Genomic DNA, 21,740 nt, shown 5'->3' with positions numbered 1-21,740 from the left:
AGGGAAGGGCGGTGCGCCACTCCCTCAGATCCCTGAGAGGAGTGGCGCGAGTGACGGGGCTCGAACCCGCGACCTCCGGCGTGACAGGCCGGCACTCTAACCAACTGAGCTACACCCGCGTTCCCATCCGAAGCGACTGTGCGCCCCGGCGAGGGGCGTCGTTTAGGCGGGGCCGCGTCGCACGTCAAGCGACGCGGCTGTGGATAAATCAAATCATCTGGCCGAGGGCGCTGCGGCGGCCTGTGGCGGGGCTGCGGGACCGGCGATTCCGCCGTCCGCAGGCAGTTGCGACGCCGTGGCGGGCGGCGGCGGTTCGTAGTGGACGCCCACGCCCGGTCCCAGCGGCAGGTCCAGCGCCACCCAGGACGCCACCATGATCAGCCCCGCGATCAGGAAGGCCCCGGCGTAGGGCAGCATGGTCGCCATCAGCGAGCCCAGGCCGAACTTCGGATCCCAGCGCTGGGCGAAGGTCAGGATCAGCGGGAAGTAGCTCATCAGCGGCGTGGCGATGTTGGTGACGGAATCGCCCATGCGATAGGCGGCGGTCGTCATCTCGGGGCTGATGCCCAGCAGCATGAACATGGGCACGACGATGGGGGCGAGCGCCGACCACTTGGCCGAGGCCGAGCCGATGAACAGGTCGAAGACGCAGGACACCAGCACCACCATGATCAGCAGCAGCGGCGTCGGCAGGGCCAGTTCGCGTAGGGAGGCGGCGGCGTTGACCGCCAGGATCGGCCCCAGGCCCGACCAGTTGAACATGGCGACGAAGTGGGCGGCGAAGAAGGCCAGGACGATGTAGGGGGCCAGTTGGCTGATCCCCTCGCGCATCATCCGCACCAGGTCGTGGTGGGTTTTGATCGAGCCGGACCCCGCGCCGAAGGCCGCGCCCGCCATGAAGAAGGCCAGAGCGAAGAAGGCCACCAGAGAGCGATACAGGGGATTGAAGCGCTGTTCCGGCTCAGCGTCGGCGTCGACGAAGGGCGAGCCAGGCAGGAATGTCACGATTGTCCAGACGGCGATCATGGCCAGGATGGTCAGGCCCGCCCAGGCCAGGCCGCGCTTTTCGGCCGCGGTGAGGGGCGTCTTCTCTTCGGCGGCGACCGGTGCGGCGTCGTGCGGCGCCCAGGCGCCGAGACGCGGCTCGATCACCCGGTCGGTCAGGAACCAGACGATGGGCGTGAAGACGATCACCACCCCGACGATGAAGAACCAGTTGCCGGCGATGCTGACGGCGTAGGACGGGTCGATCAGATGGGCGGCGGGCTCGGTGATGCCCAGGATCAGGGCGTCGCTGGCGCCGGGGAACAGATTGCCGGCATAGCCGCCCGACACGGCGGCGAATCCGGCGGCCAGGCCGGCCAGCGGATGACGGCCCGCTGCGGCGAAGATGACGGCCGCCAGCGGAATCACCACGACATAGGAGGCGTCGGAGGCGTGGTGAGACACCATGCCGGTGATCACCACGATCGGCGTCAGGATGAATCGTGGCGCATTCAGCAGAGCGCCGCGAATGGCGGTGGAGAACAGGCCCGTCCGTTCGGCCACCGAGGCGCCGTAGATGATGGTGATGACGATCCCCAGCGGCGGGAAATCGGCCAGGGTGCGCGGCATGCCGATGAACAGCCGCTCCAGATTGGCGGGCGACAGAAGGCTTTGCGCCTGCAGCACCTCGCCGGTCACTGGATTGATCGCGGACCAGCCCATACCTGCGCCGACCAGGCTCAGAACAACCAGGCCCAGGATCAGCCAAAGGAATAGGAAGACAGGATCTGGCAGCCGATTGCCGATGCGTTCGATGGAGTTCAGCAGGCGGGCGGCCAGGTTCATGCGCAAGCTCTCGGCTGTGTCGAAGGCGACGGCGCATTTCGCGGATCAGCGGCATAGGAGGCAATCGCGCGGCCTGCGGCAAATCGCGCAAAAAACTGCGAACCATTCGCAACAAAAAACCTTTGCCGACATGGGTTTGAACCCTGGCGAGGTTGGGTCTAAGAAGCCCCGAATCCGCCCCCTACCTCCCGGCGGGCGAGGCAGCTCGAATGAACGAATTTCTTCTAGAATATCTTCCGATCGTCGTTTTCCTGGGCATCGCCATCGTGCTCGGCGCCGGCTTCATGCTGGCGGCCTGGGTGCTGGCCCCAAAGAACCCCGACACCGAGAAGCTCTCGGCTTATGAGTGCGGCTTCAACGCCTTTGACGACGCGCGCATGAAGTTCGACGTGCGCTTCTATCTGGTGTCGATCCTCTTCATCATCTTCGACTTGGAAATCGCCTTCCTGTTCCCGTGGGCGGTGTCGATGTTCGACCTGTCGCACGGCGGCATGGTCTTCGCCTTCTGGTCGATGATGGTTTTCCTGGGCGTCCTGACGGTCGGCTTCATCTACGAATGGAAGAAGGGAGCCCTGGAATGGCAGTGATCGCCCCCTCTAGCCCCCTGGTCCCCGCCGGTTCCGCCGCGCGCTCGACCGTCGAGGGTTATGACCCCAAGATCCACGACAAGTTCTTCGAGTCCGTCAATACGGAGCTGGGCGAGCGCGGCTTCCTGACGACCTCGCTGGACGACGTCATCACCTGGGCCCGCACCGGTTCGCTGATGTGGATGTCGTTCGGCCTGGCCTGCTGCGCCGTCGAGATGATCCACCTGTCGATGCCGCGCTTCGACCTGGAGCGCTTCGGCACCGCGCCGCGCGGTTCGCCGCGCCAGTCGGATCTGATGATCGTCGCCGGCACCCTGACCAACAAGATGGCTCCGGCTCTGCGCAAGGTCTACGACCAGATGCCGGACCCGCGCTACGTCATCTCGATGGGGTCGTGCGCCAACGGCGGCGGCTATTACCACTACAGCTACAGCGTCGTGCGCGGCTGTGATCGCGTGGTGCCGGTGGACGTTTATGTTCCGGGCTGCCCGCCGACCGCCGAGGCCCTGCTGTACGGCATCCTGCAACTGCAGAAGAAGATCCGCCGCACGGGGACCATCGAGCGATGAGCGAACTGGTGCGCGTTGCGGAGCGCGAATCCGCCCTGACGCCCCTGGGCACGGAAATGGTCGCGGCGCTCGGCGTCGAGGCGGTGGTGGCCTATGGCGAACTGACCCTGATCGCCCCGCGCGAGAAGATCGTCGAGGTCATGACGGCCCTGCGCGATCAGTTCGGCTTCCAGCAGTGCATGGACGTCTGCGGCGCCGATTATCCCGACCGCGCCGAGCGGTTCGAGGTCGTCTACCACCTGCTGTCGCTGACCCGCGCCGCGCGCGTTCGCGTCAAGGTCTTGACCGACGAAGTGAAGCCGGTCCCCAGCGTGTCGTCGGTCTATCCGTCGGCCGGCTGGTTCGAGCGTGAAGCCTTCGACATGTACGGCATGATCTTCTCGGATCACCCGGACATGCGCCGCATCCTGACCGACTACGGCTTCCAGGGGCATCCGCTGCGCAAGGACTTCCCGATGACGGGCTATGTCGAGGTCCGCTACGACGAAGAGCAGAAGCGCGTGGTCTATGAGCCGGTGAAACTGACTCAGGAATTCCGCAACTTCGACTTCCTGTCTCCGTGGGAAGGCGCCGATTATCCGACCGTCCTGCCGGGCGACGAGAAGGCGGGAGCGCAGTAATGGCCGACGGTAACAACACTCCGGCTCCGACCGGTTCGGCGATCGACCCGTTCGAGGACTATGAAGACGGCCTGACCCCGCACGCGCGGGCGATGGACGACCGCAAGTTCACCATCAACTTCGGCCCGCAGCACCCGGCCGCGCACGGCGTGCTGCGTCTGGTGCTGGAGCTGGACGGCGAACTGGTCACGCGCGTGGATCCGCACATCGGCCTGCTGCACCGCGGCACCGAGAAGCTGATGGAGGCGCGCACCTACCTCCAGAACATCCCCTACCTGGACCGGTTGGACTACGTCTCGCCGATGAACCAGGAGCACGCCTTCTGCCTGGCGATCGAGCGCCTGCTGGAGATCGACGTACCGTATCGCGGCCAACTGATCCGGGTGCTCTATTCGGAAATCGGCCGCATCCTGAACCACCTTCTGAACACGACCATGCAGGCCATGGACGTGGGCGCCCTGACCCCGCCGCTGTGGGGCCATGAAGAGCGCGAGAAGCTGATGGTCTTCTACGAGCGGGCCTGCGGCGCGCGTCTGCACGCCAACTACTTCCGTCCGGGCGGCGTCCACCAGGACCTGACGCCCGAGCTGATCGACGACATCGGCCGCTGGTGCGCCGAGTTCCCGGCCAAGCTGGACGACATCGAAAGCCTGGTCACCGAGAACCGCATCTTCAAGCAGCGCAACGTCGACATCGGCGTGGTGTCCAAGGAGAACGCGCTCGCGTGGGGCTTCTCGGGCGTCATGCTGCGCGGCTCGGACATCGCCTGGGACCTGCGCAAGGCTCAGCCGTACGACTGCTACGCGGACCTCGAGTTCGACATCGCCGTCGGCAAGAACGGCGACTGCTGGGATCGCTATCTGTGCCGCGTCGAGGAGATGCGCCAGTCGATCCGCATCATGGAGCAGTGCATCCACAAGCTGCGCAACTGCCCCGGCGAGCCGGTCCTGACCGAAGACAACAAGATCGCCCCGCCGCGTCGCGGTGAGATGAAGCGCTCGATGGAGGCGCTGATCCACCACTTCAAGCTCTACACCGAAGGCTTCCGCACCCCGGAAGGCGAGGTCTATGCGGCCGTCGAGGCGCCGAAGGGCGAGTTCGGCGTCTACCTGGTGTCGGACGGCACCAACAAACCCTACCGCGTCAAGCTGTCGGCGCCCGGCTTCCGTCACCTGCAGGCGATGGACTGGATGAACCGCGGCCACATGCTGGCGGACGTGTCCGCCATCCTCGGCTCGCTCGACATGGTGTTCGGAGAAGTGGACCGATGAGCGTTCGTCGTCTGGCCAAGGAGCAACCGGCCTCTTTCGAATTTTCGAAGGAGACGATGGAAAAGGCTCAGTGGTGGATCAAGAAATACCCGGAATCGCGTCGCCAATCGGCGGTGATCCCGGTCCTGTGGCTGGTCCAGAAGCAGGAAGGCTGGGTGTCCGAGCCGTCGCTGCGCGCCATCGGCGACCTGCTGGGCATGGCCTATATCCGGGTGCTGGAGGTCGCGACCTTCTACACCATGTTCCAGCTGACGCCGGTCGGTACAGCTGCGTTGATCCAGGTGTGCGGCACCACGCAGTGCATGCTGCGCGGCTCCAACGAACTGATGCGCGTGTGCCGCGAGAAGATCGGTCCCAAGGACGAGCTGTCGGCCGACGGCCGCTTCACCTGGCAGGAAGTCGAATGCATCGGCGCCTGCTCGAACGCGCCGGTGGCCCAGATCAACGATCTTTACTACGAAGACCTGACGCCCGAGAACATGGCCCAGATCATCGACGATTTCGCGGCGGGCAAGACGCCGAAGGCGGGCAGCTACGTCGGTCGTCACACCTCAGAGCCCCAGGGCGGCGCGCGCGTTCTGACGGACCCGGCGCTGTATGACGGCTCGGCCGCCAAGAAGATCAAGAAGCTGCCGAACTCGGAGCCTGTCGCTGAAAAGGCGCCGGCCTGATGGGGCGGCCGGACCTCGAAACGGAAGCGGGCAGGGCGGCCTATCGGGCCGAGCTGCGTCGCGTCGGCTGGCGCCCGCGTTGGGCGGGCCTGGCCTGTATCGTGGTCGCGGCCGCCCTGGTTTTGTTCGCGCGCGAGGGCCGTTTCGGCCTGACTGAAAACGCCGCGGTGGCGGCCTATGGCCTGTTGGCCATCGGATGGGTGCTGGTGATCTACGCCGTCTTCCAGCGCACCCGCCACCACAAGCGCCGCATGGCGGAAGGACTTTAAGGGATCATGGTCGGCATCCTCCAAGACAAGGATCGGATCTTCACCAACCTCTACGGCTTCCACGATTGGGGCCTTGAGGGTGCGAAGACGCGCGGCGCGTGGAACGCCACCAAGGACATGCTGGACCTTGGCGGCGACTGGATCATCACCAACGTCAAGAACTCGGGCCTGCGCGGACGCGGCGGCGCCGGTTTCTCGACCGGCCTGAAGTGGTCCTTCATGCCCAAGGAAGTGAAGGATCGTCCTCACTACCTGGTCATCAACGCCGATGAATCCGAGCCCGCCACCTGCAAGGACCGCGAGATCATGCGTCATGATCCGCACCTGCTGATCGAAGGCGCGTTGATCGCCTCCTTCGCGATGAAGGCACACGCCTGCTACATCTACCTGCGCGGCGAATACATCCTCGAGCGCGAGCGCATGGAAGCCGCCGTCAAGCAGGCCTATGAGGCCAGGCTGATCGGTGACGACAACGTCCACGGCTGGGACTTCCATGTCTATATCCACCACGGCGCCGGGGCCTACATCTGCGGCGAAGAGACGGCTCTGCTGGAGTCGCTGGAAGGCAAGAAGGGCCAGCCGCGCCTGAAGCCGCCGTTCCCGGCGGGCGCCGGCCTCTATGGCTGCCCCACGACTGTGAACAACGTGGAATCGATCGCCGTCGTCGGCACCATCCTGCGTCGCGGCGCGGACTGGTTCGCCAGCTTCGGTCGTCCGAACAACACCGGCACCAAGCTGATGTCGCTGTCGGGCCACGTGAACACGCCCTGCGTGGTCGAAGAGGCCATGTCGATCCCGCTGCGCCAGTTGATCGAGGATCACGGCGGCGGTGTGCGCGGCGGCTGGGAAAACCTGAAGGCCATCATTCCGGGCGGCGCGTCCTGCCCGGTCATCACGCGCGAACAGGCCGAAGTCGCCCTGATGGACTTCGACTCCATGCGCGAGCATCGCTCGTCGCTGGGCACCGCCGGCGTGACGGTCATGGACCAGTCCACCGACATCGTGAAGGCGATCGCCCGCATCAGCTACTTCTTCAAGCACGAGAGCTGCGGCCAGTGCACGCCGTGCCGCGAAGGCACCGGCTGGATGTGGCGCGTGCTGGAACGCATGGCGATCGGCGACGCCGACCCGTCCGAGATCGACCTTCTGCTCGACGTGGCCAGCCAGGTCGAAGGCCACACCATCTGCGCCCTCGGCGACGCCGCCGCCTGGCCCGTTCAGGGCCTGATCCGGCACTTCCGTCACGAGATCGAAGAGCGCATCCACACCTACCGCAGCCGCCGCGCGAACTTCGCCGGCCACGCGATCGCGGCGGAGTAATCGTAATGCCTATCGCCAAGGTCAACGGCGTTGAAGTCGAGTTCGAACCGGGCATGACCGTGCTGCAGGTCGCGGAGCGCGCCGGGCAGGAAATCCCGCGGTTCTGCTACCACGAGCGCCTGTCCATCGCCGGCAACTGCCGCATGTGCCTGGTCGAGGTGAAGCCCGGACCACCGAAGCCTCAGGCTTCGTGCGCGCTTCCGGCCGCCGACGGTCAGGAGATCTTTACTGACACGCCGATGGTGAAGAAGGCCCGCGAAGGGGTGATGGAGTTCCTGCTCATCAACCATCCGTTGGATTGCCCGATCTGCGATCAGGGCGGCGAGTGCGACCTGCAGGATCAGGCCGTGGGCTACGGCCGCGATGGGTCTCGCTACGGCGAGAACAAGCGCGCGGTCGAAGAAAAGAACATGGGCCCGACGGTCAAGACGTTCATGACGCGCTGCATCCAGTGCACGCGTTGCGTTCGCTTCATCACCGAAGTGGCGGGCGTGCCGGACATCGGCATGATCTCGCGCGGCGAAAGCGCCGAGATCACGACCTATCTGGAAAAGAACATCGACAGCGAACTGTCGGGCAACGTCAACGACCTGTGCCCGGTGGGCGCCCTGACGCACCGTCCGTGGCAGTATCACTACCGCCCATGGGAGCTGAAGAAGACCGAGACCATCGACGTGATGGATGCGCTCGGTTCGAACATCCGCGCCGACTCGCGCGGCGCCGAGGTCATGCGCGTGCTGCCGCGCGTGAACGAGGGCATCAACGAGGAGTGGCTGTCGGACAAGAGCCGTTACGCCGTCGACGGCCTGCAGGCGCGTCGTCTGGACCGCCCGTGGGTGCGTGAGAACGGCAAGCTGCGTCCGGCTTCGTGGGACGAGGCTCTGTCGGTCGTGGCCGACAAGATCAAGGCCGCCTCGGCTGAGCGCATCGGCGCCATCGCAGGCGACCTTCAGGATGCCGAGTCGATGAAAGCGACGCTGGACCTGTTCCGCGCGCTGGGTTCGGCCAACACCGACTGCCGTCAGGACGGTGCCGCGCTGGGCGGCGAAGCGCGTGAGGGCTGGCTGTTCAACTCCGGCCTGCAAGGCATTGAAAACGCTGACGCCATTCTGATCGTCGGCGCCAATCCGCGCACGGAAGCGCCGCTGCTGAACGCGCGCATCCGCAAGACCTGGCTGAAGGGCGGCGTCGAAGTCGGCGTCATCGGCCCGCAGGCTGATCTGACCTATGACTACAACTATCTCGGCGCTGGTTCGAAGACCGTCGGCAAGCTGCCCAAGGCCGCTGTCGACTTCCTGACCAAGGCCGAACGCCCCGCCATCATCGTCGGCGCGGGCGCCCTGACCGGCGAGACCGGCCCGGCGGTGCTGAACGCCTTGGGCGCGCTGGCCAAGAAGGTCGGCGTGGTCAAGGACGGCTGGAACGGCTTCAACGTCCTGCACACCGCCGCCGCGCGTGTCGGCGGCCTGGACATGGGCTTCCTGCCGGGCGAGGGCGGTCTGGACGTGGCCGCCATGCTGAAGCCGGGCGCGCTGGACGTTCTGTTCCTGCTGGGCGCCGATGAGGTGAACGCTGACGCATCGGGCGCTTTCCGCGTCTATCTGGGCTCGCATGGCGACCGCGGCGCTCATGGCGCCGACGTGATCCTGCCGGGCGCGGCCTACACCGAGAAGTCGGGCCTCTACGTCAACACCGAGGGCCGGGTGCAGCTGGCCGAACGCGTGGTCTTCCCGAAGGGCGAGGCCAAGGACGACTGGGCCATCATCCGCGCCCTGTCGGAACGCGTCGGCTGCAAGCTGCCGTTCGATACCCTCGACCAGCTGCGTACGAAGCTGATGGGCGACCATCCGACCTTCGGCCGCATCGACTATCTGGCCCCCGCCGCGATGTTCGATGTCGCCAAGCTGGGCGCCAAGGGGGACCTGGGCGACGTCGCCTTCGTCTCCGTCATCGCCGATCCCTACCTGACCAACCCGATCGCGCGCGCCAGTGAAACCATGGCCCAACTGTCCGCTGAGCGGACGGCGCCGGTCGCCCTGGCGGCGGAGTAAATCATGGACGCTGCGACTTCCTTCTGGGCCACTCCCGTCGGCTGGACCCTCGCCACTCTGGGCGGGATCCTGCTGGTCGTGGTCGGCATCCTGATCTCCCTGGCCTTCCTGCTGCTGGCCGACCGCAAGATCTGGGCGGGCGTTCAGCTGCGCAAGGGTCCGAACGTGGTCGGTCCCTTCGGCCTGCTGCAGTCCTTCGCCGACTTCTTCAAGTTCGTGCTGAAGGAGATCGTCATCCCGGCCGGGTCGGACAAGGTGGTCTTCATCCTGGCCCCGCTGATCAGCTTCGTGCTGGCCTTCATCGCCTGGGCGGTGATCCCCTTCGCGCCGGGCTGGGTGGTGTCGGACCTGAACGTCGGCATCCTGTACATCCTCGCGATCAGCTCGCTGGGCGTGTACGGTATCATCATGGGCGGCTGGGCTTCGAACTCGAAGTATCCGTTCCTGGGCTCGCTGCGTTCGGCGGCGCAGATGGTGTCCTATGAGGTCTCGATGGGCCTCATCATCATCAACGTCATTCTGCTGGCGGGGACGATGAACCTGACCGAGATCGTGACCCAGCAACAGGGTTGGATCTGGAACTGGAACGCCTTCGGCGGCGGGCTCGAGACCCTGCCGACCATTATCGTCATGCTGCCGATGACGATCGTCTTCTTCATCTCGGCCCTGGCCGAGACGAACCGCCCGCCGTTCGACCTGCCCGAAGCGGAGTCGGAGCTGGTGGCCGGTTATCAGGTCGAATATTCCTCAACCCCCTACCTGCTGTTCATGATCGGCGAGTACGCCAACATCGTCTTCATGTGCGCCATGATCACCCTGCTGTTCTGCGGCGGGTGGAATCCGGGCTTCCCGACCGACTTCCTGAACAGCGTCCCGGCCTTCGTGGCCAACCTGTTCTACTTGGCGGTCTTCGTCGTGAAGGTGGTCTTCTGGTTCTTCATGATCGCCCTGGTGAAGGCCTTCGTGCCTCGCTACCGCTATGACCAGCTGATGCGCCTGGGCTGGAAGATCTTCCTGCCGGCTTCGCTGATCGCCGTGGTCTTCGTGTCGGCGTGGCGCGTGTTTGCGGTGGGGGCGTGATGGGCGTCCGCGCCACAGTCCTGATCGCGCTGGCGCTCGCCGCCGGCCTGTCGGCCTGCACCTTCAAGCCGATGGATCCGGCTGCGCCCGAGACCGCGTCCGCGCGTCTCGAACGCCTGGACCGGGAGCGGGGAGAGGAGGCGGACAAGCGCGCCTATTGCCAACGTCTATCGCGGGACGACCCGCGTTTCGACAGGGACGGCTGCGAACGCCGGATCGGCGGATGAAGATGAAAGCCGCAGCCCTGATGATCGCCCTGGCCGCGCCCATGCTGGCGTCGGCCTGCGCGCCCTATGAGGCCGAGCCCGTCTCGGTCTATCAGTGGGAGCGCAAGGTGCAGGAAGTTGAACGGCGCGAGGCGGAACGCCAGCGCCTTTGCCAGACCCTCGACAAGGAAAGCGCCCGCTATGAACGCGAGTGCGCCGGAGTGAAATCGTAATGCTGACCCGTATCGTTCAGGCGGCCAAGGGCGCGATGCTGACCGACGTGTTCGGCGCCGTCGGCCTGTCGATGAAGTACATGATGAAGCCGAAGGCGACGGTGAACTATCCGTTCGAGCGCAACCCGCAGTCGCCGCGCTTCCGTGGCGAACACGCGCTGCGCCGCTATCCGAACGGTGAAGAACGCTGCATCGCCTGCAAGCTGTGCGAGGCCATCTGCCCCGCCCAGGCCATCACCATCGAGGCCGAACCGCGCGCCGACGGCAGCCGCCGCACGACGCGCTACGACATCGACATGGTCAAATGCATCTACTGCGGCCTGTGCCAGGAGGCCTGCCCGGTGGACGCCATCGTCGAGGGACCGAACAGCGAGTTCGCCACCGAGACCCGCGAAGAACTGCTCTATGACAAGGCGCGCCTGCTGGACAACGGCGACCGCTGGGAGCGTCTGATCGCGAAGAATCTGGAACTCGACGCTCCGTATCGCTAAACGGAGCGGCGATTCCGCCGCGCTGACCCTGACCTTCGGGCCGGGGCTGATTTCTGGAAGGGTCCGGGATTTCCGTCCGGGCCATTGGTTTTGAAGAGGGGCGTCGTCCCGCACATGTTGCAAGGCCTGGCCTTCTATCTTCTGGCGACGGTCGCCGTGGTTTCCGCCCTTCTGGTCGTGACCGCGCGCAATCCCGTGCACTCCGTTCTCTGGCTGATCCTGACCTTCTTCTCGGCGGCCGGTCTGTTCGTTCTGCTGAGCGCCGAGTTCCTGGCGATGCTGCTGGTCGTCGTCTACGTCGGCGCCGTGGCGGTGCTGTTCCTGTTCGTGGTCATGATGCTGGACGTCGACTTCGTGAAGCTGCGCGAGGGTTACGCGCGCTACCTGCCGCTGGCGGGCGTCGTGGCGGGCGTGCTGCTGGCCGAGATGATCATGGTGTCGATCAGCGTGGTGCAGGGCGGAGCCGCCCGCGACGCCGCCTCGCCGGTGCCGGCCGGGCCTGACGTCACCAACATCGAGACGATCGGCCGCGTGCTCTACACGGACTACGTCTACTTCTTCCAGGCGGCGGGCGTGGTTCTGCTGATCGCCATGATCGGCGCCATCGTCCTGACCCTGCGTCACCGTCCGGGCGTGCATCGCCAGGATCTGGCGGCGCAAGCCAACCGCGAACGCGCCAAGGCTGTCGAGATCAAGTCCGTGACCACGGGCCAGGGCGTCACCCCCGAGGAGCTTCTGTGATGGATATCTCGCTCCACCACTATCTGGCGGTCGCCGCCATGCTGTTCACCATCGGCGTCTTCGGCATCTTCGTGAACCGCAAGAACGTCATCATCATCCTGATGTCGGTCGAGATGATCCTGCTCGCGGTGAACATCAACTTCGTGGCCTTCTCCACGCACCTGAACGACGTGTCGGGTCAGCTGATGGCCATGTTTGTCCTGACGGTCGCCGCGGCCGAGGCCGCTGTCGGCCTGGCCATTCTCGTGACCTTCTTCCGTAACCGCGGCGACATCGCGGTCGACGACGCCTCCGTGATGAAGGGCTGATCGGAACCGTGACTATCCAGACTCTCGTCACTCTCGGCGTCTTCGCCCCCCTGCTGGGGGCCATGATCGCCGGCTTCTTCGGTCGCCGGATCGGCGACATTCCGTCCCAGGCCGTCACAACCGGCCTGTTGTTCTTCTCGTGCGCGGTCTCGTGGATCGTGTTCAGCCAGTGGACCTGGGGCGGGCTGGAAGCCTTCACCGTCCACATCGCGCCGTTCATCCATGTGGGCGACTTCCAGTCGAACTGGTCGATCCGCGTCGACGCCATGTCGGCGGTCATGCTGATCGTGGTGACCAGCGTCTCGTCGCTGGTCCACCTCTATTCCTGGGGCTACATGAAGGAGGACGACAGCCGTCCCCGCTTCTTCGCCTATCTGTCGCTGTTCACCTTCATGATGCTGGCGCTGGTGACGGCCGCCGACTTCGTGCAGATGTTCTTCGGCTGGGAAGGCGTGGGCTTGGCGTCCTATCTGCTGATCGGCTTCTGGTACAAGAAGGCCTCGGCCTCTTCGGCGGCGATCAAGGCCTTTGTGGTCAACCGCGTCGGCGACTTCGGCTTCCTGCTCGGTATGATGACCGTCTTCTGGATGTTCGGCACGATCGAGTTCGCCAAGCTGTTCCCGATGATCGCCGGCAAGGTCGGCGCGGGCTGGGAATTCCTGGGCTACACCTGGTCGGCGCTGGACCTGGCCGGTCTGCTGCTGTTCGTCGGCGCCATGGGCAAGTCGGCGCAGTTCTTCCTGCACACCTGGCTGCCGGACGCGATGGAAGGCCCGACCCCGGTGTCGGCCCTGATCCACGCGGCCACCATGGTCACGGCCGGCGTCTTCATGGTCTGCCTGCTGTCGCCGCTGTATGAGCACGCGCCCGTCGCGTCCCAGTTCATCGCCATCATCGGCGGGATCACGGCCATCTTCGCCGCGACCGTCGGCATGATGCAGAACGACATCAAGCGGGTGATCGCCTATTCGACCTGTTCGCAGCTGGGCTACATGTTCTTCGCGGCGGGCGTCGGCGCCTATCAGCCCGCCATGTTCCACCTGTTCACGCACGCCTTCTTCAAGGCCCTGCTGTTCCTGGGCGCCGGTTCGGTGATCCACGGCATGCATCACGAGCAGGACATGCGGAAGATGGGCGGCCTGTGGAAGCTGCTGCCCGTCACCTATGCGACCATGATGATCGGCACCATCGCCATCACCGGCCTGGGGATGCCCGGCGTCGGCGGCTTCGCCGGCTTCTACTCCAAGGACTCTATCCTCGAGAGCGCCTATGCGGCGGCGACGACCGGCCATTCGGCTGCAGGCATGTTCGCCTTCTTCATCGGCATCTCTGCGGCTCTGCTGACGGCCTATTATTCCTGGCGTCTGGTGTTCATGACCTTCCACAACAAGCCGGTTTGGAAGGAAGAGGAGGGCGCGCACGCCCATCACGCGGACGATCACGCTTCGCACGCGCAGATCGAAACCCATTCAGAGCCGCTGGACGGCGACGATCACGCTCACGACGACCACCACCACGGTCCGCTGAAGCCGCATGAAAGCCCGTGGGTCATGGTGCTGCCGCTGCTGCTGCTGTCGGTCGGCGCGGTGGCCGCGGGCATGATCTTCGCCCCGCACTTCATCGGCCATCATGAGGCCGAGTTCTGGCGCGGCGCCATCTTCGTCGGGGCTGAGAACCACGTCCTGCACGAGAGCCACAACGTCCCGACCTGGGTGAAGTGGGCGCCGCTGATCGTGACGCTGTTGGGCACGTTCATCGCCTGGTGGCTGTATGTCGTGAAGGAAGGCGCGGCCAAGGAGATGGCCGACCGCAAGGGCCCGCTGTGGACCTTCCTCTACAACAAGTGGTTCTTCGATGAGCTGTATGACGCCGTCTTCGTGAAGGGCGCCAAGGCGATCGGCGACTTCTTCTGGAAGATCGGCGACGTGAAGATCATCGACGGCCTTGGCCCGAACGGCGCGGCCTGGGCTTCGCTGAAGTCGGGCGGCTGGCTGTCCCGGTTCCAGTCCGGTTTCGTCTACTTCTATGCATTCGTGATGCTGATCGGCGTGGCTGCGTTCCTTGCCTTCGCCATCTTCACGTGGGGAGCCTGAGCCTCGTGCCTCACATTCTGAGCATCGTCACCTTCCTGCCGCTTCTCGGCGCGGCCGCGATCCTGGTCGCGCGCCTGCTGAACAAGGGCGGTCAGGACGCCGCGGCCCCGGCCGCCCGCTGGATCGCCCTGGTCACCACCCTGGTGGTGCTGGCGGTGTCCGTCCTGCTGGTCGCGCAGTTCGATCCGTCGAACCCGGCCTATCAGTTCGTCGAGAACTACGCCTGGTTTGCGGGGGCCAGCTATCATCTGGGCGTGGACGGGATCTCCATCCTGTTCGTCCTGCTGACGGCCTTCCTGCTGCCGATCTGCGTGGTGGCCAGCTGGAAGGCGATCGAGACGCGCGTCGTCGAATACATGATCGCCTTCCTGATCCTGGAGACGCTGGTCATCGGGGTGTTCACCTCGCTGGACCTGTTCCTCTTCTACATCTTCTTCGAAGGCACCCTGGTTCCGATGTATCTGATCATCGGCATCTGGGGCGGCGCCAACCGCATCTACGCGGCCTACAAGTTCTTCCTCTACACCCTGCTGGGCTCCGTCCTGATGCTGCTGGCCATGCTGTGGATGGCGCACACGACGGGCACCACCAGCATTCCGGAGCTGAAGCAGTACGCCTTCGACGCCTCGGTGCAGCCGATCCTGTGGCTGGCCTTCTTCGCCTCCTTCGCGGTGAAGATGCCGATGTGGCCGGTGCACACCTGGCTGCCCGACGCCCACGTTCAGGCGCCGACGGCGGGTTCGGTCATTCTGGCCGGCATCCTGCTGAAGCTCGGCGGCTACGGCTTCATCCTGTTCAACATTCCGATGTTCCCGCTGGCGTCGCAGATGTTCACGCCGCTGGTGTTCGCCCTGTCGGTGATCGCCGTGGTCTACACCTCGCTGGTCGCCTTCCGTCAGACGGACATGAAGAAGCTGATCGCCTATTCGTCGGTCGCTCACATGGGCTTCGTGACCATGGGCATCTTCGCCGGCAACGACACCGGGGTTCAGGGCGCCGTCTTCCAGATGCTGAGCCACGGCCTGATCTCGGGCGCGCTCTTCCTGTGCGTCGGCGTGGTCTACGACCGGATGCACACCCGTGAGATCGCCCTCTATGGCGGCCTGACGGCGCGGATGCCCTGGTATGCGGCCATCTTCCTGATGTTCACCATGGCCAACGTCGGCCTGCCCGGCACCTCGGGCTTCATCGGCGAAGTGCTGACGATGACGGGCGCCTATCAGGTCTCGACCTGGACGGCCCTGATCGCCGCCTCGGGCGTGATCTTCTCGGCGGTCTATGCGCTGACGCTGTTCCGCAACGTCATGTACGGCCCGATCACCAATCCGGCGCTGGAAAGCATCACCGACATCGACAAGCGCGAGCTGCTGATCTTCGTGCCCCTGATCGTCGGCACCATCTGGCTGGGCCTCTATCCCAACGCCGTTCTGGATTACACCGGGCCAAGCGTTGAGGCCCTGACGACCGCCTATCGCGCAGCCATCGGCGGGTGAGAGCATAATGACTGATCTGTCTTCCGCCCTTCATCTCTCGGCCCCGGAACTGACCCTTGCGGTCGGCGGCCTGGTGCTGCTCATGCTCGGCGCCTTCGCCGGGGAGAAGTCGACGCGCCTGGTTTCGGGCCTGTCGGTGCTGCTGCTGCTGGCGGCGACGGCTCTGGCCGCCGTCGGCCCGCTGGGCGCGGCCTTCAACGGGGCCTATGTGGCCGATCCGCTGGCCGTTTACGGCAAGGCGGTGATCTTCCTGTCCGCCGCTGTGGCCGTGGTGCTGGGCGACGGTTGGATGCATCGCAACAACGTCGCCAAGTTCGAATATCCGATCCTGATCGTGCTGGCCTCGGTCGGCATGGGCATGATGGCGTCGTCGGGCGACCTGATTTCGCTCTACATCGGCATCGAGATGCACTCACTGGCCCTCTACGTCCTGGCCGCCTATCGCCGCGACGATCTGAAGGCCTCGGAAGCCGGTCTGAAGTATTTCGTTCTGGGCGCCCTGTCGTCGGGTCTGCTGCTGTACGGCGCCAGCCTGATCTATGGTTTCGCCGGTTCGATGCGGTTCGAGGACATCGCCGCCTTCGCCACCGCCAACCCCGGTCCGGGCCTGATCTTCGGCCTGGTCTTCCTGATCTGCGGACTGGCGTTCAAGGTTTCGGCCGCGCCGTTCCACATGTGGACGCCCGACGTTTATGAAGGCGCGCCGACGCCGGTCGTGGCCCTGTTCTCGACCGCGCCCAAGGTGGCGGCCATGGTCCTGATCATCCGCGTGCTGGTCGAAGGCTTCGGCCTGGCCCATGACCAGTGGGCGCAGGTGCTGATCCTGATCTCGTTGATCAGCTTCGCCGTCGGCGCCTTCGGCGGTCTGATGCAGAAGGACATCCAGCGCCTGCTGGCCTATTCGTCCATCATCAACATCGGCTATGCCCTGCTGGGCGTGGCGGCGGGCACGCAGGTCGGCGTTCAGGCGACCCTGATGTTCATGACCCTGTATGTCGTGGACCAGATCGGCTTCTTCGCCATCCTGCTGTCGCTGAGCCGCAATGGTCGTCCGATCCGCAAGATCGCCGATCTGGCCGGTCTGAAGAAGGACCGCCCGGTGACGGCCGTCGCCCTGACGATCCTGTCGCTGTCGGCCATCGGCATTCCGCCGATGTCGGGCTTCTGGGGCAAGGTCTATGTCTTCGGCGCGGCCGCCGACGCCGGATACTGGATGGCGGGCGCGGCGGGGCTGGTGGCCTCGGTCGTGGCGGGCTTCTACTACCTGCGCATCATCAAGGTGATGTGGTTCGACACGCCGGAATTTGACGTGACGACCGACAAGGCGCCGGCCGGCGCCCAGTGGATCGGCTGGGCGGCTGCGGCCTTCAGCTTCCCCGTGGTGCTTCTGGCTCTCGTCTGGCTGGAGCCGCTGACGCGCGCGGCGGCGGCAGGCGTCGGGATCGGATAAGGGGCCTTGGCGGCTCCGGTCCTGATCCTCGAAGAGACCGACTCCACCAACGCCGAGGCGCGCCGTCGCGCCGAGGCGGGCGAGGCCGGGCCGCTGTGGATCGCGGCTCGGCGTCAGACCGCCGGGCGGGGCCGTCGCGGTCGCGCCTGGGACAGCCGGGACGGCAATCTGGCCACGACCCTGCTGGTGACGCTGAACCGCGCTCCGGCCGAGGCGGCGCAACTGACCTTCGCCGCCGCCCTGGCCGTGGCCGATCTGTTGGATCGCTATGTTCCGCCCGCGCTGGTCAGCATCAAATGGCCCAATGACGTCCTGCTGGACGGGCGCAAGTCGTGCGGCATTCTGATCGAATCAGGTCCTGCGCCGTCCGGCGGTCTGTGGCTGGCGGTCGGCGTCGGCGTGAACCTGTCCCACGCGCCCGAAGGGACAGAGCGTCCCACCACCTGCATCGCCGAGCATCTGCGTCACGACGTGCCCGCCGCTCCGTCGATGGAGGAGGGGGCGAAGGCGCTGGCGGAAACCTTTGACGCCTGGCTGGAACGCTGGACGCGTCTGGGCTTTCAGCCGGTGCTGGACGCCTGGGTCGCGCGGACGCCGGGACTGTTCGGCCCATGCACAGCGCGGCTGAGCCATGAAACCCTGAGCGGGATCGCCGACGGCGTCGAGGCCGACGGCGCCCTGCGTCTGAAACTGCCGGACGGAGGCCTGCGGGTCATCTCCGCCGGCGACGTCTTCTTCGGAGAGACCGCCTGATGCTGCTGGCGATCGAGCAAGGCAATACGAACACGCTTTTCGCCGTCCACGACGGCCAGGAGTGGATCTTCCAGTGGCGCACCGCCACCGATCCCATGCGCACGGCCGATGAATACGCCGTCTGGCTGCACCAGCTGTTCGAGATGCGCGGTCATGGCCTGACCATGGCCGACATGGACGGCTGCATCATCTCCAGCGTGGTGCCGCAGTCGATCTTCAACCTGCGCAACCTGGCGCGGCGCTATCTGACCGTCGAACCCCTGGTTATCGGCGAGAATGTCGAGCTGGGCATTGAGGTGCGCATCCACAAACCCAGCGAGGCCGGGGCCGACCGTCTGGTCAACGCCATCGGGGCGCTTCAGGCCTATGAAGGCGACCTGCTACTGATCGACAGCGGTACGGCGACCACTTTTGACGTCGTCTCGGGCGCCAACGGCAAGGGCGAGGGCGCTTTTGAAGGCGGACTGATCGCGCCGGGCATCAATCTGTCGCTGCAGGCCCTGCACGAGGCTGCGGCCAAGCTGCCGCGCATCGCCATTCAGCGGCCCGAGACCGTCATCGGGCGCGACACCGTCACCTCCATGCAATCGGGCGTCTTTTGGGGCTATATCGCCCTGATCGAAGGGCTGGTGGACCGTATCAAGGCCGAGTGGGGCAAGCCCATGACGGTCATCGGCACCGGCGGCGTCGCCTCGCTTTTCGAGGGCGCTACCGACTCTATCGACCGGTTTGATCCGGACCTGACCATCCGCGGCCTACTCGAAATCTGGCGGCGGAACTCCCATCTGTAAGGCCGTATGACTAAGAAAAATCAAAACGACGAACTCGTCTTCCTGCCGCTGGGCGGCTCGAACGAGGTCGGTATGAACCTGAATGCCTATGGCTTCGGCCCGGCGCATGATCGCAAATGGATCATCGTCGACGTGGGCGTGACCTTTGGCGACCAGTCCACGCCGGGCGTGGACGTCATCGTGCCTGATCCGACCTTCCTGGAAGGCGAGAACATCCTGGGCATCGTGCTGACGCACGCGCACGAGGACCACATCGGCGCCCTGGGCTGGCTGTGGCCGCGCATTCAGGCGCCGCTGTACGCCACGCCTTTCACCGCCTTCCTGATCCGCGAGAAGCTGCGTGACGCCGGCATCTATGAAGATGTCGAACTGATCGAGGCGCCGCTGGGTTCGACGGTGGATCTTGGGCCGTTCGAGGTGACCTACGTCACCATCACCCACTCCATCGCCGAGCCGAACGGCCTGGCCATCAAGACCCCGCTCGGCACGGTGCTGCACACCGGCGACTGGAAGATCGACAACGATCCGGTCGTGGGCGAACGCACCGACGTCGAGTTCATCCAGAAGCTGGGCGACGAGGGCGTCCTGGCGATGGTGTGCGACTCCACCAACGTCTTCGTCGACGGCGTCGCCGGGTCCGAAGGCGAGGTGAAGGTCAAGCTGGCCGAGCTGATCCAGGCCCTCAAGGGCCGGGTCGCCGTCGGCTGCTTCGCCTCCAACGTCGCGCGCATGGACAGCGTGATCCGCGCCGCCGAGGCCGCCGGTCGCCGCGTAGCGCTGGCCGGTCGCTCGATGCACCGCATCACCGCCGCCGCCAAGTCGGTCGGCATGTTGAACGACATCAAGCCCTTCCTGTCCGAACAGGAGGCCAAGATCTGGCCGGCGGACGAGATCCTGTATCTGTGCACCGGCAGTCAGGGCGAGGCCCGCGCCGCTCTGTCGCGCGTGGCCGAAGGCACGCATCCCTTCGTCAAGCTGGGGCAGGGGGACCACTGCATCTTCTCGTCGCGCGTCATCCCGGGCAACGAACTGTCCATCGGCCGCCTGCAGGACAAGATGGCTGAGCGCGGAATCCGTATCTACACTGAGAAGGATCACCCCGGCATCCACGTCTCGGGCCACCCGTGCCGTGACGAACTGCGTCAGATGTATCAGTGGGCCCGGCCGCAGATCGCCGTGCCGACCCATGGCATGCGCCGTCACCTGATCGAGCACGGCAATCTGGCCAAGGACATGCAGGTGCCGGAGACGGTGACGCCGCGCAACGGCGACATGGTGCGCCTGGCCCCTGGACCCGCCGCCATCATCGACGAAGTGCCCTCGGGCCGTCTGTTCGTCGACGGCGGCATGTTGGTCGAGGAAGGCGGGGAGGCTCTGCGTGAGCGCAAGCACGCCGCCAGCAACGGCATCCTGATCGTCAGCTTCGCCCTGGACAAGCGCGGGCGGATCGCCAGCGACATCGACGTGCGGGGCATCGGCCTGCCCGGCGATGTGGACCGTCCGCTGGGCGATGTGCTGGACGACATGGCCGAGCGCGTCGAGAACACGGTGCGCGGCCTGAAGGGCGAGGCGCTGGAAGACGAGATGGTCATCGAACAGGCCGTCAGCCGGACCCTGAAGAAGGCCAGCCAGCAGATCTGGGACCGTCGTCCGATCGTCGAAACCGTGGTGCTGAGGCTCTGATGGCGGATCGTCTGTATCTATTGAACCCAGACTGGTTCGACGATCAGGGCGGGCCGTGGTTCTGTCCGCCGGGCGCGCGGATCGAAGGCGTGCTGGGCCTGTATCCGCGCCTGCGCGAGCACCTGACCGTGACCTATCTGGATCACCCGCGTCCGCGCCCGGCCGTGATCGCCGAGGTGGGGGAGGCGAACCAGAGCTGCCCCCTTCTGGTCCTGGACGGCGAGTTCGACTGGCCCGACGCCCAGGTCAGCGAGGAAACGGGCGCGCGCTTCCTGCAGGATGACGACATTCTGCCCTACTGGGCCGCGCGCTACGGCATCGGGCGGCCGCATCCGTAAGCAATGAATCCTTCTCCCGATGGGAGAAGGTGGTCCGAAGGACCGGATGAGGGTTCCCGGCCGATGTCGGCGAAAGCCGTCGCCTGAACGTCTGATTGCGGAACCCTCACCCTTTCGCCTGTTCCAATCGCTCCGCTCTTGGAGGCTCAAGCCCTCTCCCATCGGGAGAGGGTGTTAGAGCGTCACCTTGCGATAGTTGTCGCGGTCCAGGTTTCCGATCTCGACCGAGATCTGGCGTGGACCTTCATAAGGCGCGACCCCGGCCAGCAACGCGGCCTGGACGGCTTCGCCCAAGGCGGTCTTCTGTTCCTGGGTGCGGCCGCTGAGGATGCGCAGATCGCAGTGGACCATGGCCTGGACCGGATCGCCGTCGGCGATGATCAGGTTTTCGCAGCGCACGATGCGCGTCTTGCAGGCCTGGGTCGTCGCGCCGACCGTGTCGACACAGAGGCGATGAATCTCCAGCGCCAGGGCGCGCCAGTCGGTCGCGTCGAAATGGGTGGAGTGTTCCAGCGTAATCTGTGGCATTCAGGGCGTCCTTGTTGCGGAGCCTCTCTTATCGCGCCGTGACGATGATTGCGATGAACGGACTTTAGAGACGATGCCCCTTGGCCCCTTCACCCTGGTCGCCACCTTTCTGACGGTGTGGTGGATCGTGTTGTTCGCGATTCTGCCGCTGGGGATGTCTGATCAGATCAAGGATCCGCCGACGGACGGGACCCAGTGGGGCGCGCCGAAGAATCCGAACCTCAAGAAGAAATTCATCACCACGACCTGGGTGTCGATCATCGTCTGGCTCGTCATCGTCGCCGTCGTCTGGATCGGCTGGACCCCCGTGCCCGACATCACCCACGCCAACGCGCTCTAGCTTTCGCCCCCTTCGCCCGGTTAA

Annotated in this window: 24 protein-coding genes and 1 tRNA gene; 22 read left to right on the top strand and 3 right to left on the bottom strand. The window is 65.4% G+C overall.

Annotation, left to right across the window (positions count from 1 at the left end; all coding sequences use genetic code 11):
* Positions 1 to 42 precede the first annotated feature (42 nt).
* Both ACWIDZ_RS01600 and ACWIDZ_RS01595 read right to left on the bottom strand, forming a co-directional pair.
* Positions 43 to 119, bottom strand: a tRNA-Asp gene (locus tag ACWIDZ_RS01600).
* A gap of 94 nt (positions 120 to 213) precedes the next feature.
* Entirely contained in the window at positions 214 to 1,830 is a 1,617-nt protein-coding gene (locus ACWIDZ_RS01595; RefSeq protein ID WP_453988505.1) for an AbgT family transporter, read from the bottom strand.
* Between the two features lie 209 nt (positions 1,831 to 2,039).
* On the opposite strand from ACWIDZ_RS01595, the gene ACWIDZ_RS01590 reads away from it, so the two are divergent.
* The 21 genes from ACWIDZ_RS01590 (at position 2,040) to ACWIDZ_RS01490 (ending at position 20,848) form a co-directional block, all read left to right on the top strand.
* Complete coding sequence (locus tag ACWIDZ_RS01590) at positions 2,040 to 2,417, top strand: NADH-quinone oxidoreductase subunit A (RefSeq protein ID WP_003164585.1); 378 nt, start codon at positions 2,040 to 2,042, stop codon at positions 2,415 to 2,417.
* On the top strand, positions 2,387 to 2,986 hold the full coding sequence (locus ACWIDZ_RS01585) for a NuoB/complex I 20 kDa subunit family protein (RefSeq protein WP_087141646.1): 600 nt from the start codon (positions 2,387 to 2,389) through the stop codon (positions 2,984 to 2,986). The genes ACWIDZ_RS01590 and ACWIDZ_RS01585 overlap by 31 nt, the downstream gene beginning before the upstream one ends.
* Positions 2,983 to 3,606: an NADH-quinone oxidoreductase subunit C gene (locus tag ACWIDZ_RS01580; protein WP_453988506.1), complete on the top strand. Its 624-nt coding sequence runs from the start codon at positions 2,983 to 2,985 to the stop codon at positions 3,604 to 3,606. The genes ACWIDZ_RS01585 and ACWIDZ_RS01580 overlap by 4 nt, the downstream gene beginning before the upstream one ends.
* 92 nt (positions 3,607 to 3,698) lie before the next feature.
* Positions 3,699 to 4,877: an NADH-quinone oxidoreductase subunit D gene (locus ACWIDZ_RS01575; RefSeq protein ID WP_291776096.1), complete on the top strand. Its 1,179-nt coding sequence runs from the start codon at positions 3,699 to 3,701 to the stop codon at positions 4,875 to 4,877.
* On the top strand, positions 4,874 to 5,548 hold the full coding sequence (gene nuoE / locus ACWIDZ_RS01570; protein WP_291774503.1) for an NADH-quinone oxidoreductase subunit NuoE: 675 nt from the start codon (positions 4,874 to 4,876) through the stop codon (positions 5,546 to 5,548). Before ACWIDZ_RS01575 ends, nuoE begins: the two co-directional genes overlap by 4 nt.
* On the top strand, positions 5,548 to 5,817 hold the full coding sequence (locus ACWIDZ_RS01565) for a DUF3611 family protein (protein WP_291774505.1): 270 nt from the start codon (positions 5,548 to 5,550) through the stop codon (positions 5,815 to 5,817). The genes nuoE and ACWIDZ_RS01565 overlap by 1 nt, the downstream gene beginning before the upstream one ends.
* Before the next feature lie 6 nt (positions 5,818 to 5,823).
* Positions 5,824 to 7,137, top strand: coding sequence for an NADH-quinone oxidoreductase subunit NuoF (nuoF, locus tag ACWIDZ_RS01560; RefSeq protein WP_453988507.1), 1,314 nt, complete (start codon positions 5,824 to 5,826; stop codon positions 7,135 to 7,137).
* Between the two features lie 5 nt (positions 7,138 to 7,142).
* Positions 7,143 to 9,188, top strand: coding sequence for an NADH-quinone oxidoreductase subunit NuoG (gene nuoG / locus ACWIDZ_RS01555; protein WP_453988508.1), 2,046 nt, complete (start codon positions 7,143 to 7,145; stop codon positions 9,186 to 9,188).
* 3 nt (positions 9,189 to 9,191) lie between these two features.
* Positions 9,192 to 10,268 (top strand): NADH-quinone oxidoreductase subunit NuoH, encoded by a 1,077-nt coding sequence (nuoH, locus tag ACWIDZ_RS01550; RefSeq protein WP_453988509.1) that lies wholly within the window; start codon positions 9,192 to 9,194, stop codon positions 10,266 to 10,268.
* Positions 10,268 to 10,495, top strand: a complete 228-nt coding sequence (locus tag ACWIDZ_RS01545; RefSeq protein WP_312218491.1) for a hypothetical protein — start codon at positions 10,268 to 10,270, stop codon at positions 10,493 to 10,495. The genes nuoH and ACWIDZ_RS01545 overlap by 1 nt, the downstream gene beginning before the upstream one ends.
* Complete coding sequence (locus ACWIDZ_RS01540) at positions 10,492 to 10,707, top strand: hypothetical protein (protein ID WP_346486616.1); 216 nt, start codon at positions 10,492 to 10,494, stop codon at positions 10,705 to 10,707. Before ACWIDZ_RS01545 ends, ACWIDZ_RS01540 begins: the two co-directional genes overlap by 4 nt.
* Entirely contained in the window at positions 10,707 to 11,198 is a 492-nt protein-coding gene (nuoI, locus tag ACWIDZ_RS01535) for an NADH-quinone oxidoreductase subunit NuoI (protein ID WP_040345161.1), read from the top strand. The genes ACWIDZ_RS01540 and nuoI overlap by 1 nt, the downstream gene beginning before the upstream one ends.
* A gap of 114 nt (positions 11,199 to 11,312) precedes the next feature.
* Positions 11,313 to 11,939 (top strand): NADH-quinone oxidoreductase subunit J, encoded by a 627-nt coding sequence (locus ACWIDZ_RS01530; protein ID WP_291774529.1) that lies wholly within the window; start codon positions 11,313 to 11,315, stop codon positions 11,937 to 11,939.
* A complete protein-coding gene (gene nuoK / locus ACWIDZ_RS01525) occupies positions 11,939 to 12,247 on the top strand; it encodes an NADH-quinone oxidoreductase subunit NuoK (RefSeq protein ID WP_291774531.1) in 309 nt (102 codons plus the stop codon). The genes ACWIDZ_RS01530 and nuoK overlap by 1 nt, the downstream gene beginning before the upstream one ends.
* 14 nt (positions 12,248 to 12,261) lie before the next feature.
* Positions 12,262 to 14,340 (top strand): NADH-quinone oxidoreductase subunit L, encoded by a 2,079-nt coding sequence (gene nuoL / locus ACWIDZ_RS01520; RefSeq protein WP_453988722.1) that lies wholly within the window; start codon positions 12,262 to 12,264, stop codon positions 14,338 to 14,340.
* 5 nt (positions 14,341 to 14,345) lie between these two features.
* The gene (locus ACWIDZ_RS01515) at positions 14,346 to 15,833 is read left to right on the top strand and encodes an NADH-quinone oxidoreductase subunit M (protein ID WP_291774534.1); all 1,488 of its coding nucleotides are present in this window, start codon (positions 14,346 to 14,348) and stop codon (positions 15,831 to 15,833) included.
* Positions 15,834 to 15,840: 7 nt separating this feature from the next.
* Positions 15,841 to 17,283, top strand: a complete 1,443-nt coding sequence (gene nuoN / locus ACWIDZ_RS01510; RefSeq protein ID WP_453988510.1) for an NADH-quinone oxidoreductase subunit NuoN — start codon at positions 15,841 to 15,843, stop codon at positions 17,281 to 17,283.
* Between the two features lie 6 nt (positions 17,284 to 17,289).
* The gene (locus ACWIDZ_RS01505) at positions 17,290 to 18,036 is read left to right on the top strand and encodes a biotin--[acetyl-CoA-carboxylase] ligase (protein WP_453988511.1); all 747 of its coding nucleotides are present in this window, start codon (positions 17,290 to 17,292) and stop codon (positions 18,034 to 18,036) included.
* On the top strand, positions 18,033 to 18,827 hold the full coding sequence (locus tag ACWIDZ_RS01500; RefSeq protein WP_312218667.1) for a type III pantothenate kinase: 795 nt from the start codon (positions 18,033 to 18,035) through the stop codon (positions 18,825 to 18,827). Before ACWIDZ_RS01505 ends, ACWIDZ_RS01500 begins: the two co-directional genes overlap by 4 nt.
* A 6-nt stretch (positions 18,828 to 18,833) precedes the next feature.
* Entirely contained in the window at positions 18,834 to 20,510 is a 1,677-nt protein-coding gene (locus tag ACWIDZ_RS01495; RefSeq protein WP_453988512.1) for a ribonuclease J, read from the top strand.
* Positions 20,510 to 20,848 carry a DUF3088 family protein gene (locus ACWIDZ_RS01490; RefSeq protein WP_025977378.1) on the top strand — a complete coding sequence of 113 codons (339 nt, stop codon included), beginning with the start codon at positions 20,510 to 20,512 and terminating at the stop codon, positions 20,846 to 20,848. The genes ACWIDZ_RS01495 and ACWIDZ_RS01490 overlap by 1 nt, the downstream gene beginning before the upstream one ends.
* A 174-nt stretch (positions 20,849 to 21,022) precedes the next feature.
* On the opposite strand, the gene ACWIDZ_RS01485 is transcribed toward ACWIDZ_RS01490, so the two are convergent.
* Complete coding sequence (locus ACWIDZ_RS01485; protein WP_291774550.1) at positions 21,023 to 21,376, bottom strand: 5-carboxymethyl-2-hydroxymuconate Delta-isomerase; 354 nt, start codon at positions 21,374 to 21,376, stop codon at positions 21,023 to 21,025.
* A 73-nt stretch (positions 21,377 to 21,449) separates the two neighbouring features.
* Here ACWIDZ_RS01485 and ACWIDZ_RS01480 point away from each other — a divergent pair, with 73 nt between their 5' ends.
* Positions 21,450 to 21,716: a DUF1467 family protein gene (locus ACWIDZ_RS01480; protein WP_291774553.1), complete on the top strand. Its 267-nt coding sequence runs from the start codon at positions 21,450 to 21,452 to the stop codon at positions 21,714 to 21,716.
* Positions 21,717 to 21,740: the final 24 nt, after the last annotated feature.

It is taken from the genome of Brevundimonas sp. NPDC055311 (assembly GCF_053645695.1).
This window is presented reverse-complemented; position numbering and strand designations above follow the sequence as displayed.

What these genes read in the sequence shown, in the direction of transcription:
- ACWIDZ_RS01595 (WP_453988505.1), bottom strand. Translation starts at nt 1,830, where the DNA reads ATGAACCTGGCCGCCCGCCTGCTGAACTCCATCGAACGCATCGGCAAT.
- ACWIDZ_RS01590 (WP_003164585.1), top strand. Translation starts at nt 2,040, where the DNA reads ATGAACGAATTTCTTCTAGAATATCTTCCGATCGTCGTTTTCCTGGGC.
- ACWIDZ_RS01585 (WP_087141646.1), top strand. Translation starts at nt 2,387, where the DNA reads ATGGAAGAAGGGAGCCCTGGAATGGCAGTGATCGCCCCCTCTAGCCCC.
- ACWIDZ_RS01580 (WP_453988506.1), top strand. Translation starts at nt 2,983, where the DNA reads ATGAGCGAACTGGTGCGCGTTGCGGAGCGCGAATCCGCCCTGACGCCC.
- ACWIDZ_RS01575 (WP_291776096.1), top strand. Translation starts at nt 3,699, where the DNA reads ATGGACGACCGCAAGTTCACCATCAACTTCGGCCCGCAGCACCCGGCC.
- nuoE (WP_291774503.1), top strand. Translation starts at nt 4,874, where the DNA reads ATGAGCGTTCGTCGTCTGGCCAAGGAGCAACCGGCCTCTTTCGAATTT.
- ACWIDZ_RS01565 (WP_291774505.1), top strand. Translation starts at nt 5,548, where the DNA reads ATGGGGCGGCCGGACCTCGAAACGGAAGCGGGCAGGGCGGCCTATCGG.
- nuoF (WP_453988507.1), top strand. Translation starts at nt 5,824, where the DNA reads ATGGTCGGCATCCTCCAAGACAAGGATCGGATCTTCACCAACCTCTAC.
- nuoG (WP_453988508.1), top strand. Translation starts at nt 7,143, where the DNA reads ATGCCTATCGCCAAGGTCAACGGCGTTGAAGTCGAGTTCGAACCGGGC.
- nuoH (WP_453988509.1), top strand. Translation starts at nt 9,192, where the DNA reads ATGGACGCTGCGACTTCCTTCTGGGCCACTCCCGTCGGCTGGACCCTC.
- ACWIDZ_RS01545 (WP_312218491.1), top strand. Translation starts at nt 10,268, where the DNA reads ATGGGCGTCCGCGCCACAGTCCTGATCGCGCTGGCGCTCGCCGCCGGC.
- ACWIDZ_RS01540 (WP_346486616.1), top strand. Translation starts at nt 10,492, where the DNA reads ATGAAGATGAAAGCCGCAGCCCTGATGATCGCCCTGGCCGCGCCCATG.
- nuoI (WP_040345161.1), top strand. Translation starts at nt 10,707, where the DNA reads ATGCTGACCCGTATCGTTCAGGCGGCCAAGGGCGCGATGCTGACCGAC.
- ACWIDZ_RS01530 (WP_291774529.1), top strand. Translation starts at nt 11,313, where the DNA reads ATGTTGCAAGGCCTGGCCTTCTATCTTCTGGCGACGGTCGCCGTGGTT.
- nuoK (WP_291774531.1), top strand. Translation starts at nt 11,939, where the DNA reads ATGGATATCTCGCTCCACCACTATCTGGCGGTCGCCGCCATGCTGTTC.
- nuoN (WP_453988510.1), top strand. Translation starts at nt 15,841, where the DNA reads ATGACTGATCTGTCTTCCGCCCTTCATCTCTCGGCCCCGGAACTGACC.
- ACWIDZ_RS01495 (WP_453988512.1), top strand. Translation starts at nt 18,834, where the DNA reads ATGACTAAGAAAAATCAAAACGACGAACTCGTCTTCCTGCCGCTGGGC.
- ACWIDZ_RS01490 (WP_025977378.1), top strand. Translation starts at nt 20,510, where the DNA reads ATGGCGGATCGTCTGTATCTATTGAACCCAGACTGGTTCGACGATCAG.
- ACWIDZ_RS01485 (WP_291774550.1), bottom strand. Translation starts at nt 21,376, where the DNA reads ATGCCACAGATTACGCTGGAACACTCCACCCATTTCGACGCGACCGAC.
- ACWIDZ_RS01480 (WP_291774553.1), top strand. Translation starts at nt 21,450, where the DNA reads ATGCCCCTTGGCCCCTTCACCCTGGTCGCCACCTTTCTGACGGTGTGG.